Source organism: Bacteroides acidifaciens (genome assembly GCF_903181435.1).
Taxonomy (GTDB): Bacteria; Bacteroidota; Bacteroidia; order Bacteroidales; family Bacteroidaceae; genus Bacteroides.
In genome coordinates this window covers 2,311,320-2,327,394 of sequence record NZ_CAEUHO010000001.1, presented here as the reverse complement: position 1 = coordinate 2,327,394, position 16,075 = coordinate 2,311,320, and the positions used below count along the sequence as shown (strand labels likewise).

Annotated in this window: 11 protein-coding genes; 9 read left to right on the top strand and 2 right to left on the bottom strand. The window is 41.5% G+C overall.

All coding sequences use genetic code 11. The features are described from left to right. Positions 1 to 15 precede the first annotated feature (15 nt). Genes menD through CLIN57ABFB40_RS09800 form a run of 4 tightly spaced genes read left to right on the top strand, consistent with a single transcriptional unit; the run spans position 16 to position 4,695 of the window. Positions 16 to 1,683 (top strand): 2-succinyl-5-enolpyruvyl-6-hydroxy-3-cyclohexene-1-carboxylic-acid synthase, encoded by a 1,668-nt coding sequence (menD, locus tag CLIN57ABFB40_RS09815; protein ID WP_175629898.1) that lies wholly within the window; start codon positions 16 to 18, stop codon positions 1,681 to 1,683. Between the two features lie 3 nt (positions 1,684 to 1,686). Further along, positions 1,687 to 2,511 carry a 1,4-dihydroxy-2-naphthoyl-CoA synthase gene (gene menB / locus CLIN57ABFB40_RS09810; protein ID WP_024986206.1) on the top strand — a complete coding sequence of 275 codons (825 nt, stop codon included), beginning with the start codon at positions 1,687 to 1,689 and terminating at the stop codon, positions 2,509 to 2,511. A 54-nt stretch (positions 2,512 to 2,565) separates the two neighbouring features. Then, positions 2,566 to 3,600, top strand: coding sequence for an o-succinylbenzoate synthase (locus CLIN57ABFB40_RS09805; RefSeq protein WP_175629897.1), 1,035 nt, complete (start codon positions 2,566 to 2,568; stop codon positions 3,598 to 3,600). Positions 3,601 to 3,609: 9 nt separating this feature from the next. Then, positions 3,610 to 4,695 (top strand): AMP-binding protein, encoded by a 1,086-nt coding sequence (locus CLIN57ABFB40_RS09800; RefSeq protein ID WP_175629896.1) that lies wholly within the window; start codon positions 3,610 to 3,612, stop codon positions 4,693 to 4,695. Between the two features lie 3 nt (positions 4,696 to 4,698). On the opposite strand, the gene CLIN57ABFB40_RS09795 is transcribed toward CLIN57ABFB40_RS09800, so the two are convergent. Both CLIN57ABFB40_RS09795 and CLIN57ABFB40_RS09790 read right to left on the bottom strand, forming a co-directional pair. After that, positions 4,699 to 6,420, bottom strand: a complete 1,722-nt coding sequence (locus CLIN57ABFB40_RS09795) for an ATP-binding protein (RefSeq protein ID WP_175629895.1) — start codon at positions 6,418 to 6,420, stop codon at positions 4,699 to 4,701. Positions 6,421 to 7,067: 647 nt separating this feature from the next. Then, a complete protein-coding gene (locus CLIN57ABFB40_RS09790; protein WP_175629894.1) occupies positions 7,068 to 7,631 on the bottom strand; it encodes an RNA polymerase sigma-70 factor in 564 nt (187 codons plus the stop codon). Positions 7,632 to 7,845: 214 nt separating this feature from the next. On the opposite strand from CLIN57ABFB40_RS09790, the gene CLIN57ABFB40_RS09785 reads away from it, so the two are divergent. The 5 genes from CLIN57ABFB40_RS09785 to CLIN57ABFB40_RS09765 all read left to right on the top strand — a co-directional run bounded on the left by CLIN57ABFB40_RS09785 (position 7,846) and on the right by CLIN57ABFB40_RS09765 (position 16,063). After that, entirely contained in the window at positions 7,846 to 8,769 is a 924-nt protein-coding gene (locus CLIN57ABFB40_RS09785) for a FecR family protein (protein WP_175629893.1), read from the top strand. A gap of 254 nt (positions 8,770 to 9,023) precedes the next feature. Continuing rightward, positions 9,024 to 12,320 (top strand): TonB-dependent receptor, encoded by a 3,297-nt coding sequence (locus CLIN57ABFB40_RS09780; protein WP_175629892.1) that lies wholly within the window; start codon positions 9,024 to 9,026, stop codon positions 12,318 to 12,320. Positions 12,321 to 12,340: 20 nt separating this feature from the next. After that, on the top strand, positions 12,341 to 13,948 hold the full coding sequence (locus CLIN57ABFB40_RS09775; RefSeq protein ID WP_175629891.1) for a RagB/SusD family nutrient uptake outer membrane protein: 1,608 nt from the start codon (positions 12,341 to 12,343) through the stop codon (positions 13,946 to 13,948). Between the two features lie 26 nt (positions 13,949 to 13,974). Next, on the top strand, positions 13,975 to 14,925 hold the full coding sequence (locus CLIN57ABFB40_RS09770; RefSeq protein WP_175629890.1) for a glycoside hydrolase family 18: 951 nt from the start codon (positions 13,975 to 13,977) through the stop codon (positions 14,923 to 14,925). Positions 14,926 to 14,944: 19 nt separating this feature from the next. Next, entirely contained in the window at positions 14,945 to 16,063 is a 1,119-nt protein-coding gene (locus tag CLIN57ABFB40_RS09765; RefSeq protein WP_175629889.1) for a DUF1735 and LamG domain-containing protein, read from the top strand. Positions 16,064 to 16,075: the final 12 nt, after the last annotated feature.

Genomic DNA, 16,075 nt, shown 5'->3' with positions numbered 1-16,075 from the left:
TAACCACTAACCATCATGTACACAGATAAGAAGAACATACTCCAACTGGTTGCGTTGCTTCAGGCGCACGGGATTACTAAAATAGTATTGTGTCCGGGCAGCCGTAACATACCTATCGTGCATACCTTGTCCAACCATCCTGATTTTACCTGTTATGCAGTGACAGACGAAAGGAGTGCGGGGTATTTCGCCATCGGGCTTACGTTGAATGGTGGCAAGCCTGCCGCAATCTGCTGCACTTCCGGAACGGCATTATTGAATCTCCATCCGGCTGTGGCAGAAGCCTTCTATCAGAATGTTCCTCTGGTTGTCATTTCTGCCGACCGCCCCGCAGCCTGGATAGGGCAAATGGACGGGCAGACACTTCCGCAACCGGGTGTATTCCAGTCTCTGGTCAAGAAGTCGGTCAATCTTCCGGAGATTCACACGGATGAAGATGAATGGTACTGCAACCGCCTGATAAATGAAGCCCTGCTGGAGATGAACCATCACGGAAAGGGGCCGGTTCATATCAATGTCCCTATTTCCGAACCGTTGTTCCAGTTTACGACGGATGTCCTGCCCGAAGTACGTGTCATCACGCGTTATCAAGGCTTGAACGTCTACGACCGTGATTACAACGACCTCATCGACCGCATGAACAAATATCAGAAACGGATGATTATTGTCGGTCAGATGAACCTTATCTATCTGTTTGAAAAGAGATATACCAAATTATTATATAAGCACTTTGCCTGGCTGACGGAGCATATCGGCAATCAGACTGTTCCCGGTATCCCGGTGAAGAACTTCGACGCGGCACTCTATGCCATGCCCGAAGAGAAAATAGACCAGATGTCTCCCGAACTGCTGATTACTTATGGCGGGCACGTTGTCTCCAAACGATTGAAGAAGTTCCTTCGCCAGCATCCGCCCAAAGAACATTGGCACGTATCGCCGGACGGTGAAGTGGTCGACCTCTACGGTGCATTGACTACCGTGATTGAAATGGACCCGTTCGAATTCTTGGAAAAGATAGCTAGCCTGCTCGACAACCGTACTCCTGAATACCCCCGTGTGTGGGAGAATTATTGCAAAATCATCCCCGAACCGGGATTTGCCTATTCGGAGATGGCGGCTGTCGGTGCATTGATAAAGTCCTTGCCGGAATCATGCGCCTTGCATCTGGCGAATAGTTCGGTCGTCCGTTATGCCCAGTTATATGCCATTCCCTCTACGATTGAAGTCTGCTGCAACCGGGGGACGAGTGGCATTGAAGGTTCGCTTTCTACGGCTGTCGGCTATGCGGCGGCTTCCGATAAGCTGAATTTTATAGCCATCGGGGATTTGAGTTTCTTCTACGACATGAATGCGTTGTGGAATGTGAATGTCCGTCCCAACCTGCGTATTCTTTTGTTGAATAACGGTGGCGGGGAGATTTTCCATACCTTGCCTGGACTGGATATGTCGGGCACTTCGCACAAATTTATCGCGGCCGTTCATAAAACGTCTGCCAAAGGTTGGGCGGAAGAACGGGGATTCCTTTATCTGCAAGCGGAGAATGACGAAGAACTGGCTGAAACCATGCAGATTTTCACTCAACCGGAAGCGAAGGAACGCCCTGTCTTATTGGAAGTGTTCACCAACAAGAACAAAGACGCACGAATGCTGAAAAATTATTATCACCAATTAAAACAAAAATAGATTATGTCAACACAAAGAGAGTGGACAACCATCAGAGAATACGACGATATTCTCTTTGATTACTATAATGGCATTGCCCGTATCACCATCAACCGTGAACGTTATCGGAATGCATTCACCCCGACTACTACTGCCGAAATGAGTGACGCATTGCGCATTTGCCGCGAAGAAGCGGATATTGACGTGATTGTCATCACCGGAGCCGGAGATAAAGCCTTCTGTTCGGGCGGTGACCAGAACGTGAAAGGGCGTGGCGGTTATATCGGCAAAGACGGCGTTCCCCGTCTGAGTGTGCTGGACGTGCAAAAACAAATCCGCAGTATCCCGAAACCAGTGATTGCTGCCGTGAACGGATTTGCCATCGGTGGCGGGCACGTACTTCATGTGGTGTGCGACTTGTCCATCGCTTCCGAAAATGCTATCTTCGGTCAGACAGGACCTCGTGTAGGTAGCTTTGACGCCGGGTTCGGCGCATCTTACCTGGCACGTGTGGTAGGCCAGAAGAAAGCGCGTGAAATCTGGTTCCTCTGCCGGAAATACAATGCACAGGAAGCGCTGGATATGGGACTGGTAAATAAAGTAGTCCCTCTAGAACAACTGGAAGACGAATATGTGCAATGGGCGGAAGAAATGATGCAGCTCAGCCCGTTGGCTTTGCGCATGATTAAAGCCGGACTGAATGCCGAACTAGACGGTCAGGCAGGTATTCAGGAACTGGCAGGTGACGCGACGCTGCTTTATTATCTGACGGATGAAGCTCAGGAAGGAAAGAATGCGTTTTTGGAAAAACGCAAACCCAACTTCAAACAGTATCCCAAATTCCCTTAATCTCAAGTTCTCTTAATAACAAGTTCCTTTTAATAACAAGTTCCCTTTTAATAAATGGACTGCAAGATAGAAATTATCCCCCGGTTGCTTCATTTCAAGCAACCGGCAGGGACTTCCCGAGGCACATATACGACACGAAAGGTCTGGTATCTTCATCTGACTTCTCCCGACTTTCCGGGCAGGGTGGGGATAGGAGAGTGCGCTCCTTTGCCTGCATTGAGCTGTGACGACCTTCCCGATTACGAGGATATATTGGCTAAAGCCTGTCGCCGTGTGGAAGAACGGCAGGGAATACTGGATGTCGATTCTTTATCTGACTATCCCTCTATCCTGTTTGGCTTGGAGACAGCCATCCGCCATTTCTTTGCGGGAAGTTGGGCGTTATGTGATACGGCTTTCTCACGCGGAGAAGCGGGGATTCCGATAAACGGACTTATCTGGATGGGAGATTTTGATAAGATGCTTTCCCAGATAGAAAAGAAAATGGAAACCGGATTCCGTTGTATCAAACTAAAGATTGGTGCTATCAACTTTGAAGAGGAACTGGCATTGCTCCGCCATATCCGCGCCCACTTTTCTTCTAAAGAAATTGAACTGCGTGTAGACGCCAACGGCGCTTTCTCTCCGGCTGATGCAATGGATAAACTGAAACGCCTGTCCGAACTCGATTTACATTCTATCGAACAACCTATCCGTGCCGGACAATGGGAAGAAATGGCACGTCTCACTTCCGAATCTCCGTTGCCGATAGCTTTGGATGAAGAACTGATAGGATGTAACATTTTGGAAGAAAAACAAAAGTTACTTTCAGCCATCCGTCCGCAATATATAATTCTCAAACCTTCTCTTCATGGTGGAGTATGCGGGGGAAACGAATGGATTACCGAAGCGGAAAAACGGCATATCGGCTGGTGGATTACTTCTGCCCTGGAGTCAAATATCGGTCTGAATGCCATCGCCCAATGGTGTGCCACTTTCAACAATCCGTTGCCTCAAGGCTTGGGAACAGGGCAACTTTTTACGGACAACGTAGAAATGCCCCTTGAAATAAGAAAAGACTGCTTGTGGTTTTGTAATGACGCAATTTAATAATATCCGATGATATTCGACCGAAAACAGCAACGTTTGCTATTGGAAGGAAAAGAATATACTTCTGATGATATAGCCCGTTTTGTAGCAGAAGGAGCGGAAAACTATCCTTCTGTGATATGGGATTTATATCTTTTCCTGAACGAGTGGTTCAATGATTCTCCGGTCATTACCGTTCATACTTCGGGCTCCACAGGTGCGCCGAAAGAGCTGATTGCACGCAAAGACCAAATGATGCAAAGCGCACGCCTGACTTGCGAATTTCTGAATCTGCAAGCGGGAGATACCGCTTTGTTATGTATGAATCTCCGCTATATCGGAGCCATGATGGTAGTGGTGCGTTCTCTGGTCGCAGGGTTGAATCTGATAGTGCGTCCTGCTTCCGGTCATCCTCTCTCTGATATAAGCGTACCGCTGAAATTTGCGGCAATGGTTCCTTTGCAGGTTTATAATACGCTTCATACTCGCGAAGAAAAAGAACAGTTGAAGCAAACGGAGATTCTGATTATAGGTGGCGGAGCAGTAGATGAGGCTTTGGAAGCAGAAATAAAGTCTCTCCCGATAGCTGCCTATTCCACTTACGGCATGACAGAAACATTATCCCATATTGCCCTGCGTCGCCTGAACGGAAATTCTGCGTCCGACCATTATTATCCTTTTTCTTCAGTCGAACTGTCCTTGTCTCCCGAAAATACGTTAGTCATTAAAGCCCCTTTGGTCTGCGATGATATTTTGCAAACTAATGATATTGCCCGTATCTATCCCGACGGAAGTTTCATCATCTTGGGACGTAAAGATAATGTCATTAATAGTGGAGGAATCAAGATACAGGCGGAAGAGGTGGAGAAGTTGCTTCGTCCGTTTATCCCTGTGCCGTTTGTCATCACTTCGGTTCCGGACCCTCGTTTGGGGCAGGCGGTGAGTTTATTGTTCGAAGGTGAATTGGATATGGAAGAACTGAAAAATAAGGTGCAGGAGATACTGTCACCTTATCATCGTCCTAAATACATTCGGATGGTGGATTTAATTCCTCAAACGGGGAATGGTAAAATCAACCGTGTCGAATGCCGCACTTTGGCGGAAAAACTATTGTAGTCGTTATACTTCTTCTATTCGTACCAATTCCCATCCGCAGAATTGCATAACGATGCAATGGAGTTGCGTGTGTTGGCATAATTGGCGCACTTTCGAATCTGCCGTATAATTATGAATCTGATTGACAGCCGCTTCCCATTGTTCCGCAGCTTGTGCTTCAAATTTATCTTTCGGCAGGTATTTTAATTCAAGAATGTAGCTATGATTCACTTCGGGATAGCGTTGTAAATCGGGCATGAGGAACATGTCGCAGAAACCGTGGCTTAACTCTATTTCCGGTGCAGTCAGGTAATAGGAATTTATGCTAAGATAGGCAGTGAGAAAGCCTTGTATATTACGCTCGCCTTCGATATTGCTACGTACGGAAGAATTCTCTTTATATGCTTTGGCGATGAATTCCAATGCCGGTTGCCACCGACCGTCGAAAGCCATATCATCATAAAGGTCTTTCAAGTGATTGAAATTTATCTCATTTTTAGATTGATATTCTTCCAGTAGATATTCATAATACTGTTTGCGGACATTGTTATTCGGAATACCTAACAGGGTACGGTCACCACGTTTACCGATGATAGTCAGCATTCCGTAATAGAAAAGCAGACTGGGGAATATTTCCGGTTTCGTGATTTGGTTGGCAGAGAAGGAGTTGAACAACTCAGTCAGTATTTGTCCCTCTTCGACAATGCGCCTGAGCACCCCTTTACGATCTCCATCAAGGCGGTCGAGTTGGATAAGCTTTTTCATTTTACTGTAATCCGTGCGGGTGTTGGGGTCTATCATTTGCTTGGGAGAATGACCCAATTGGCTCCGGTTACGGAGATAATAAAGCACCATATCACAATTGAACATTTTCGGGTCTCGTCCCAGACTGTCTTCTGCAAAGCAGTAATTGTCGTACCACGGCTTCATCTCCAGAATCATTTCTTCGATGTTGCCATCCAATTGTCCGGCTTCCTGATAATAGCGGAACATAGTACGTACATCTTCTTCCGAAAAACCTAGCATCTGATTGAATAACGGATTGGTACTGATATTCCATCCGATATTGAATCCGCTTGTCAAATCGTCCAAAGTGACGGGACTTACGCCTATCATAAAGATACGGTCGAACATGCCTTTATAATTCTTGAAGGCATCCCGGTAGAATCCACTGGCATGAGTGATGTCATGATAAATTTTATTCCCCAGTTCATTGAGTACAACATTGGTAAAGTTGTCGTATTCATCAATAATAAGGTATAGAGGATAACCCAAACGGCGTGCCTCATCATCTAATATATGCAGTTTGTCAATGCCCTTTTCGGCAGAACTGAAGCGGGATATAAATTCGTCTGTGTAATACTCCCGGTATCGGTTTAGGAAACCGTCAAGTTGCACTGCACTATAAGCATCGAACCTTTGCGGCAGTTCGTCTATATTTCCCCCTATTTTGGAGAAGTCAAGATAGAGCATTTGATAAGTTCCCTGCAAAGGAGTGGGCTGTTGCCCAATCCAAAGATTGCCGAATAGTTGCTGAAATTTATCCTTTGATGAAAGGTCGTAGTAGGCACGCAGCATACTTAAGAGCAAACTCTTTCCGAAACGGCGCGGACGGATAAAAATCAAATAGTTTGCTTGATCTTCCAACATAGGAATGTACATCGTTTTATCTACATAATAACGATTCTGCTCTATTACATCCGTAAAATTGGACATGCCGTACGGGATTCCTTTCACTGCTTCCATCTTCTTCTATTATTTTTTATTCTTTAGAACAATTATCTAGCAAAGATAGTTTTTTTTCTAAAGATATCGTTCTGTTGCATAATTTATTATGAGTTTTACAACACTAATGGCGATATTTCAGGCGATAATGTGATCTACTAGAAGAGTTTTTCATTTTCATTTCTCATATTCTCATGATTATTAGCCAATGGGTTGAAATATAATGAAATAGTGAATGAGAAATGTTTTCGGATACAGGCATTTCTCATACTTTTCCCATAATTTATTCCTAAAAACGAGTATTTCTCATGCTCGTTATCATCATTTCTCATGGTAGTTGTATGGCAATCTACTGCTATTTTACGCCTGAATCATTAATACAAAAGTTATTCTTCATTAAGTGAAAACTTGTTTTGGATTAATTGCAAACTTACTTTTTACTTATCATAAACTATAAATGCAAGCTTTGATTATATAAATGAAAGCTTCATTTTTATAAATGCAACCTTTGATTATAAAAACAAAGCTTTCATTTATAGTTTGTGATTAATCGAAAACAACTTTATATATAAAGGATTGGAAGTTTACTATTAATCAATAGCAACTTTTCTATTAATACTTTTCAGATGAATAAGTAATAGATAGGGTGTGGAGATAAGGTAGAATCGCTATGCACGATAGAATAACAAAAGCAACAACGGCAAATAATCTTTAAGTTCTTCTCGCAAAAGTTCCATTGTCTTTTGCTTGTAGCGGTTGATGGATTTCACGCTGAGATTTATCTCTTCTGCAATTTCTACATGCGTTTTGCCTTCAAAGAAGCTTTTCATAAATACTGTACGATAATTCTCCGGAAGTTTATCCAATGTCTCGTACAACATTCTGTATAATTCGTCAAGTGTATATACACTATCCGGCTCTGTTTCATAAATGGGAGCTTTCTTTTGTATCGTTTCAGCATAGCTCCACTCATACTCTTGATGTTTCAGATAGTTCAAACAGTTATTTTTCACACACATCTTGATATATCCTAATGCTGTGTCCGATTGCAAGTCAAAAGAATCGGTATCCAACTTATCCCATAATGAAGTAAACACGTCTGAGACAATATCTTGACGTATGTCTTTATCGTCAACAAATCTTTTCGCATAAAGGCAGAATGGGGCATAGTACTCCTCATAAAGTTGTTTGAAAGCTTGTTCCTTGGTATGTTTGGAAGAAAATATTTTCATTATTTAGAGATTCTGTGTTTTTCCATTCTGCTGCAAATATATAATAAGATGGTCGATAATGCTACACTTTTCATGCCTTTTTTGTTTTCCGGATGGGTAATGGTAGTTTTGCGATTATCGTTTGAATGGAAAATAAAAAAAAGTTTTGGTTCTCCTGTCCCTTTTTAGAATGACATTTGTATTATTAATGTAATAGCAACAGAAAAGAAAGATTATGGAGAAACAAAACCCGGAATCATTGCTTCGCAAGGCTCAGGCATTGGGAGATGATATAAAAGAAATGGAAGCTATCAATGTGCCAACTGCTTATCGGAAGGCACAAATAAAAATAAGGAATAGAAGAAAGGCGGAAGCATACAATTTGTTGATGCGTTATGCTGCGTTCCTAACTCTTCCATTGCTATTGGCTTCTTTGACTTTGGGGTATTTATATTTTAATGAACCGGAAGCGGAGGTGAAATACGCAGAGGTTACATCTGCCATGGGGACGGTGGTACGATATGAACTTCCGGATCATTCTGTTGTCTGGCTCAATTCGGGCAGTAAGTTACGTTATCCCACTGTTTTCAAAAAAAACAACCGTAATGTGGAGTTGACTGGCGAAGCTTATTTTCAGGTAGAAGCAGATACGGAACGTCCGTTTTATGTGAATACGCCGAATGGGTTGAGTGTATATGTATATGGCACACAATTTAATGTGGCAGCTTATGACAATGATAGCTATATAGAAACAGTATTGGAGAAAGGCAAAGTCAATGTGGTGACTCCCGGAGGACAGGAAACAATCACATTGCTTCCCGGTGAACAGTTGCTTTATGACAAACAGACCTGCCAAACAGTGAAAAATCAAGTCGACGTTTATGGAAAAGTTGCTTGGAAAGACGGGAAACTGATATTCCGGAATGCTTCGCTGGAGGAAATTATCAAGCGTTTGGAACGTCATTTCAATGTGGATATTGAATTTAATAACAATGCGGGTAAAGAGTATACTTATCGCGCCACTTTCAGAAATGAAACACTGACACAGATATTGGATTATCTGGCTAAGTCGGCAAACTTGAAATGGAAAATCCTGACTCCCGAACAGCGGGAAGACGATACATTTACGAAGACGAAAATAATAGTAGATTTATATTAGTAATAACTTGAAAAACACCAATAGCCTATGATATAACACATACTGATAATCAAAAAAAGGAAGAGAGCCGCTACCAACGACTGTCTTCCCCCAATTTCTAGATTCACGGCATAGGGTCTCGCAAACGCTAACCGGAATCAAACCATAGTTCATTTTAGTAATAAACTTTAGTCAGCTACAAATGTATGAAAAAAAATCATTCATTTATTGCATTATGCTTTAAATATGCTTTAAATCTAAAACTTCCTTTAGTTATGAGGATTAGTCTAACATTACTTTTTGCAGTGATATTGCAACTCTCAGCCGAAAATGGCTATGCCCAGCGAATACGGGCGGCTATTTCGATGAATAATGTATCTGTAGAACAGGTATTGAACAAAATAGAGGAAAATTCGGATTATGTTTTTCTCTATAACAACAAAGCGATTCAAAAAGACCGTATGGTGTCCGTGCATAATACATCCGGTAAGATTTTGGAGATTCTGGATGAAATATTCCAAGGCACAAATATCTCTTATTCGATAGTGGACAAACAAATAATACTTGCTACAAAGTCGGTAAGTGCAACCGTAAAGGATGACAATACTGTGCAAGTAAAAGGTACGGTAAAGGATGCAAATGGTGAACCGCTTATCGGAGTGAATGTAAAAGTGAAAGGTGCCACCGTAGGTACGATTACTGATTTTGACGGAAATTTCTCTCTTCAGACCAAGAAAGGCGATGTGCTTGAAATATCGTATGTAGGGTATACTGTTCAAAATGTGAAGGTGACTGGAAACGAAGTGTTGAACATTATACTTCAAGAAGATAATGCAGTGCTTGATGAAGTAGTTGTCACAGCGTTGGGTATCAAACGTGAAACAAAATCACTTACTTATAATGTGCAGGAAATGAAAGCGGCAGATCTTACTACTGTAAAGGATGCTAGTTTCATGAACAGCCTGGCTGGTAAAATTGCCGGCGTGACTATAAATCAGAGTGCATCCGGTATTGGTGGTTCTACCCGTGTTGTTATGCGTGGTTTGAAATCTATAACAAATGATAACAATGCCTTATACGTAATTGATGGTATTCCTATGGCATCCATGCGTTCTAATCAGGATAAAAGTTTCTACGAAAATGCAGATGGTGGTGATAGTGATGGAATTTCTAGTATAAATCCGGATGATATTGAATCAATGTCTGTATTGACTGGTGCGGCTGCAGCGGCTCTTTATGGTTCGTCCGGTGCGAATGGTGTAGTGCTGATAACTACCAAAAAAGGTGAGGAAGGTAAATTACGGGTGAGTTATTCTAATGATACACAATTCATGACTCCCTTTGTTATGCCTGAGTTCCAAAATACCTATGGTTCTGCTGAAGGAGAATTCTCAAGTTGGGGGGCTGCGAAAGCAACATCATGGGAACCTAAGGATTTCTTTCAGACCGGATTTACGGAAACTAACTCTTTAGCGCTCTCTGCCGGAAATAACCGTAATCAAACATATTTCTCAGCAGCGTCTACCAATGCTCGTGGTATTATTCCTAATAATACATACAATCGCTACAATTTTACCTTACGTAATACAACGGAGTTGATCGAGGATAAATTGACGCTTGACATGAGTGCTTCTTATATTATTACTAATGACAACAATATGATGTCCCAAGGACAGTATCATAATCCTCTTGTACCATTGTATCTGTTTCCACGCGGAGATGATATGAATAAGTATAAGGTGTACGAACGTTATAATAGTGAGAAGTATTATGATGTGCAATATTGGCCTTATGGTAATCAGGGAATGGCAATGCAGAATCCCTATTGGATTGTTAACCGTGAAAATATGGGTAATCATAAATCACGTTATATGTTCAGCGCTAACTTGAACTATAAGGTGTTGGATTGGCTAAATATCGTGGGGCGTATGCGTGTGGATAATAGCTTCGACACATATGAACGTAAAATATCAGCGTCTTCTGACCAACTTTTTGCTTCAGAATATGGTAACTACCTGAATATGAAAACTTCCTACAAAAATACGTATGGTGACATTATGGCTCAAATAAACAAGTGTTGGGAAAAATGGAACATCACTGCCAATGTGGGTGGTAGTTTCAATCATATGATTCAAGAACTGACAGGTTATGAAGGTCATCTTTCTTCTGTGCCCAACCTTTTTACATTTGGTAACATTATTCAAAGCGGCTCTAATACAAAAGCCACTCAGAATGGATATATTGATGACAACCAAGCTGTATTTGCCACTTTCCAGTTAGGATATAATAGTATGGCTTATCTGGATATTACGGGACGTAATGACTGGTATTCCTCATTGGCGAATACAAAGAGTGAAAAAACTGGTTTTTTCTATCCTTCGATAGGTCTTTCTGCTGTAGTAAGTGAAATATTTGACTTATCAAAAGCAAGAATCTCTTTTTTGAAAATGAGAGTTTCTTACAGTGAAGTAGGTAATCCGCCGATGCGTCACATTACTATGCCTACTTATTCAATAGAGGGTGGTAAAGTGAGTACATCTGCCCGTCTGCTCAATCCGGATCTGAAGCCGGAGCGAACCAAATCTTTCGAAGTCGGTATGAATATGCGTATGTTTGGTAATTTGCTCAATTTTGATTTGACTTACTATAACAGTAATACGTTTAATCAATTTTTTAATTATACTATGCCGCCTAGTAGTGGTTACAGTTACTACACGCTGAATGGTGGTAAGGTAAATAACTGGGGTATTGAGGCCCGTTTAGGCATTAACGCAGATTTGGGACCGGTGAAATGGAACTCTAATTTGACTTTTACAATGAACCGTAACACAGTGGATTATTTGCTTCCTGACGGTGCAACAAACCCTTTGACTGGAGAACCTATATATATTACGGAAATTGAACCTTTCAATCCGCAAGGTAGCTATAAAATGATTGTAAAAGAGGGAGGTACATTAGGTGATATTTATGTAACTGGATTAAAAACGGACCATAAAGGTAATATTAAAGTAAATGCTACTACGGGAGCTATTGAAGCTGATCCGAATACTTGGATGAAGGCTGGTAGCACGGCACCTCGCTTTAACTGGGGATGGAACAACAGTTTTAGTTGGAAAGGACTTAATCTTGGATTCTTGATTGACGCACGTATCGGTGGTGTTGGTGTTTCTGCCACACAGGCAAAAATGGATTATTATGGAACATCCAAGGCTTCGGCTATTGCACGTGATAATGGCGGAGTAAACATTAATAACGGTCGTCTTCTGGCTCAAGACTATTATAATGTAGTAGGTAATGGTATGACTGGAGTTCTGGCAAATTATGTGTACAGTATGACTAATGTACGATTGAGGGAAGCAACTTTAGGGTATACGTTTCCTACAAAATGGTTTAATAACCAAATACAGAACCTTACTGTGTCTCTCATCGGAAAGAACTTGTTTATGTTCCATAACAAAGCACCGTTCGATCCGGAATTATCCGCTTCTACTGGTACATATTACCAAGGATTCGACTATTTTATGCAACCAAGTGTGCGCAGCATTGGATTTAGTGTAAAATTCCAATATTAATCAACTAAAGGAATGATACAATGAAAAAACTAAGTAAAATTAAAAATATTGTATGTGCATTGGGAATCGTTACATTTAGCGTTTCATGTACTGATAATTATAAAGAATGGAATACCAATCCTTCTGAAGTTCCTGAAGAGATGTTGACAGGACTGATGAAAATCGGTAATTTTTTCCCTACTATGCAGTTGGATGTGATACCTACCAGTGATGTGGATGCTAATGAGTATCAACGTGCGCAAAATCTTTGCGGAGATATGCATTCCGATTATATGACTCCTATTGGCACATGGGGCAATTCTTCAGCTTGTAGTTATAACTTACGCTATGATAAATGGAATGATGTGGCTTTTGATGTAGCATTCACTAAAGTGACGCCTGCTTGGAAACAGATTCGTGACAATGGACAGGAAAAGTTTCCTGAAGCATATGCTGTAGCACAAATTCTGAAAGTAACAGCCATGCATCGTGTGACAGATATATACGGTCCTTTGCCATACTTACAGTTTGGACATGGCGGTTTGGAAACTCCATATGATTCGCAGGAAGATATTTATAAATCCTTTTTCATAGATTTGGACGAGGCTATCGTAGAACTTCAACAGTATACAACCAATTATCCAGGCAGTAAACCGTTAGCTAAATACGATTTGGTATACGGAGGTGATTTTGTCAAATGGCTGAAGTTTGCTAATTCTCTGAAATTGCGTCTGGCTATGCGTACCTGTTATGTAGAAGGCTTTGAGGTAAATGGAAAGACTGCCCAGCATTTAGCAGAAGAAGCTGTTGCGGCTGGTGTGATTCTTGAGAATGCGGACAATGCCCAGCTGCAATCAGCAAACGGTCTTTCTGTATTTCATCCGTTGAAAGTTTGCTGGAGTAATTATAGTGACGTACGTATGGGAGCGGATATTGAATCATTTTTGAAAGGCTATAACGATCCTCGTCTTTCTAAATATTTTCAGGAATCAGAATATGAGGTAAATGGTGACAAGTATCATGGTGCTCGTTTATCGGCTCCCCAAATAGCATCAAATAAAGACAATTATGCAAAACTGTCTGCTCCGAATATTTTAGCAGAGTCACCTGTTCAATGGATGTGTGCAGCGGAAGTCTACTTCTTGCGTGCGGAAGGAAAACTTCGTGGATGGAATATGGGTGGTGAGGTGAAGGAATTGTATGAGGCAGGTATCGCAAAATCATTTGAACAGTGGGGAGTTGCCATGAGTGATTATTTGACGAGGGGAGACGATTTTAAACCTGTTAAATTTACCGCGCCATCTGGTACAATAGGTACTGTGATGAATCCTGTGTCAACCATTACTGTCGCTTGGAATGAAAGTGACAATACGGAAATAAAGCTTGAACGTATCATCACCCAGAAGTGGCTTGCTATGTATCCTGAAGGACAGGAAGCCTGGAGCGAGTGCCGCCGTACCGGTTATCCTAAGCGGTTTACTATTTATTTTAATAAGAGTAGCGGACAGGTCGATGCTTCGGGACCTCGTCGTATTCCGTATCCGTCAACAGAATATGATACTAATACAGTAGAAGTGGAAAAAGCTGTATCAGAATATCTGAATGGTACTGACTACGGAAAAGTGAAATTATGGTGGGATAAAAAATAATTCATCAAGTATTTAAATTGATTATTATGAATAAAATAATAAACAGAATCTTTGGCCTTTTCGTATTGGCAACGGTTGTTATAGCTTGTGATACAGAGATAGAAAACATTCCTATTCAGGTACCTGTAGAAAAGGATAATCAGTACTATGAAAATCTGAGAGCTTATAAGAAGAGTGACCATCAACTGGCTTTTGGCTGGTTTGGAGGCTGGAAAGCAAGCGGAACTTCTCCATCTAAATATTTGCGTAATATTCCTGATAGTGTGGATATGGTTTCCATTTGGGGGACATGGCACAGTTTGACACCAGAGCAAATTGATGATTTGCGCTATGTGCAAGAAGTGTATGGTACTCGTGTGACATTTACTATTTTCTCACATAACATGAGTAACTTCCCTGGCAATTTTGAGAATAAGGCTGAAAATATTCCCGCTGTGGCAAAGGCTGTGGCTGACAGTATCTTTAAGTATGGATATGATGGAGTTGATTTTGACCATGAATGTAGTGGAGGTGACTTGTTCTACAATAAAGATAATATGACTGCTTTGTTGAGAGAAATGCGCAAGAACCTGGGAGAGGATAAACTGATTTGTGTGGACGGACACGTGAAATATATCACAGAAGAGGGCTGGCAGTATGCCGACTATGCTATTGCACAGGCGTATGCTACAGGGGCACCTTCATCTTTGCAAACTAGATTTAATGAGGTTAATCCGGCACTTGCTCCTGAGAAATTTATTGTTACGGAAAATTTTGAAAGCTATTGGTCTACAGGAGGTATTAATTATTCTGATCCTGAATTGGGAACTATTCCTTCTTTGCTTGGTATGGCTCGCTGGCAGCCCACCCGAGATGGAGAAGTGCGCCGCAAAGGTGGTGTGGGGACTTATCATATGGAATTTGAGTATAATCATACCGATGTTGAATACAAATATCTTCGTGAGGCTATTCAGATAATGAATCCCGCAAAGAACTAATGTCTAAACTGTAAGAAATATGAAGACGAAATATTTATTATTTGCAATATTTTTAATAAGCATACTGGGTGCATGCACCAATGCTGAATCATTAGAAGATGCGTTATACTTTACCGGTACGGAAAATTCACCAACTTTTAAGTATACGATAGACGGTCCTGCAGAAATTGGTTTAACCGTTTCTGCATCATGCCAAGTGATGGAGGAGCAGGTCATTAGAATCAAAGTTGCTCCGGAAAAATTGGAAGCCTACAACAAACAGTATGGGAAAGAATATAAAATAGTTCCGGAAAAGGATTTTATGCTCTCTACAGATAAGGTGGTCTTGAAATTGGGAGAGAATATCTCGGAACAGTTGATTTTTTCTTTGCTGAGAGTATCTAATTTGGAGCCGGGAACCACATATTGTGTACCTCTGACTATTACTGATGTATCCGGGGGAATGCCCGTACTGGAATCATCACGTACCATTTACCTTGTACTAAACCAAGTGATGGTTGTCAGCGCAGCACAGAGTAAAAATATGCCTATTGGTTTTGTGAATGAACCCTCATTGGAAAATGTACCACAAGTTACCATGGAAGCGCGTGTGATGGTTACTAAGTTTGCAGAAAGAGACCCGTATATCAGTACTGTGATGGGTTTGGAAGAAAACTTCTTGTTACGCTTTGGTGATGTGAATATTAAGCCGAACCAGATACAATTGGCTGGTGGCGGATATCCTGTGACAGGTAAGACGGAGTTTGAAACCAACAAGTGGTATCATGTTGCTGTAGTGTACGATGGCTCTACAATTAAGTTGTATGTAAATGGTGAATTGGACGGTCAAGTAGATGCTCCGCGTGGCCCTATCAATCTGTGTGGAAACTCCGATAAACGCAGATTCTGTATCGGTGGGTCGTTGAACAGTCGTCTGTTGAACGGATATATCAGTGAAGCTCGTGTATGGAAGAAAGCGCTGTCACAGAACGAACTTCAGAATAATATGTGTTATGTTTCTCCTGATAACTATCCGGATATGGTAGCTTACTGGAAATTTAATGAAGGTGGAGGTAAAGTTATTAAAGACTGGACGGGTAACGGATGGGATATTAATATGTCGTTCAATTGGATTGAGGGAGTACGTTGTCCTGAATAATAGATAGTTATT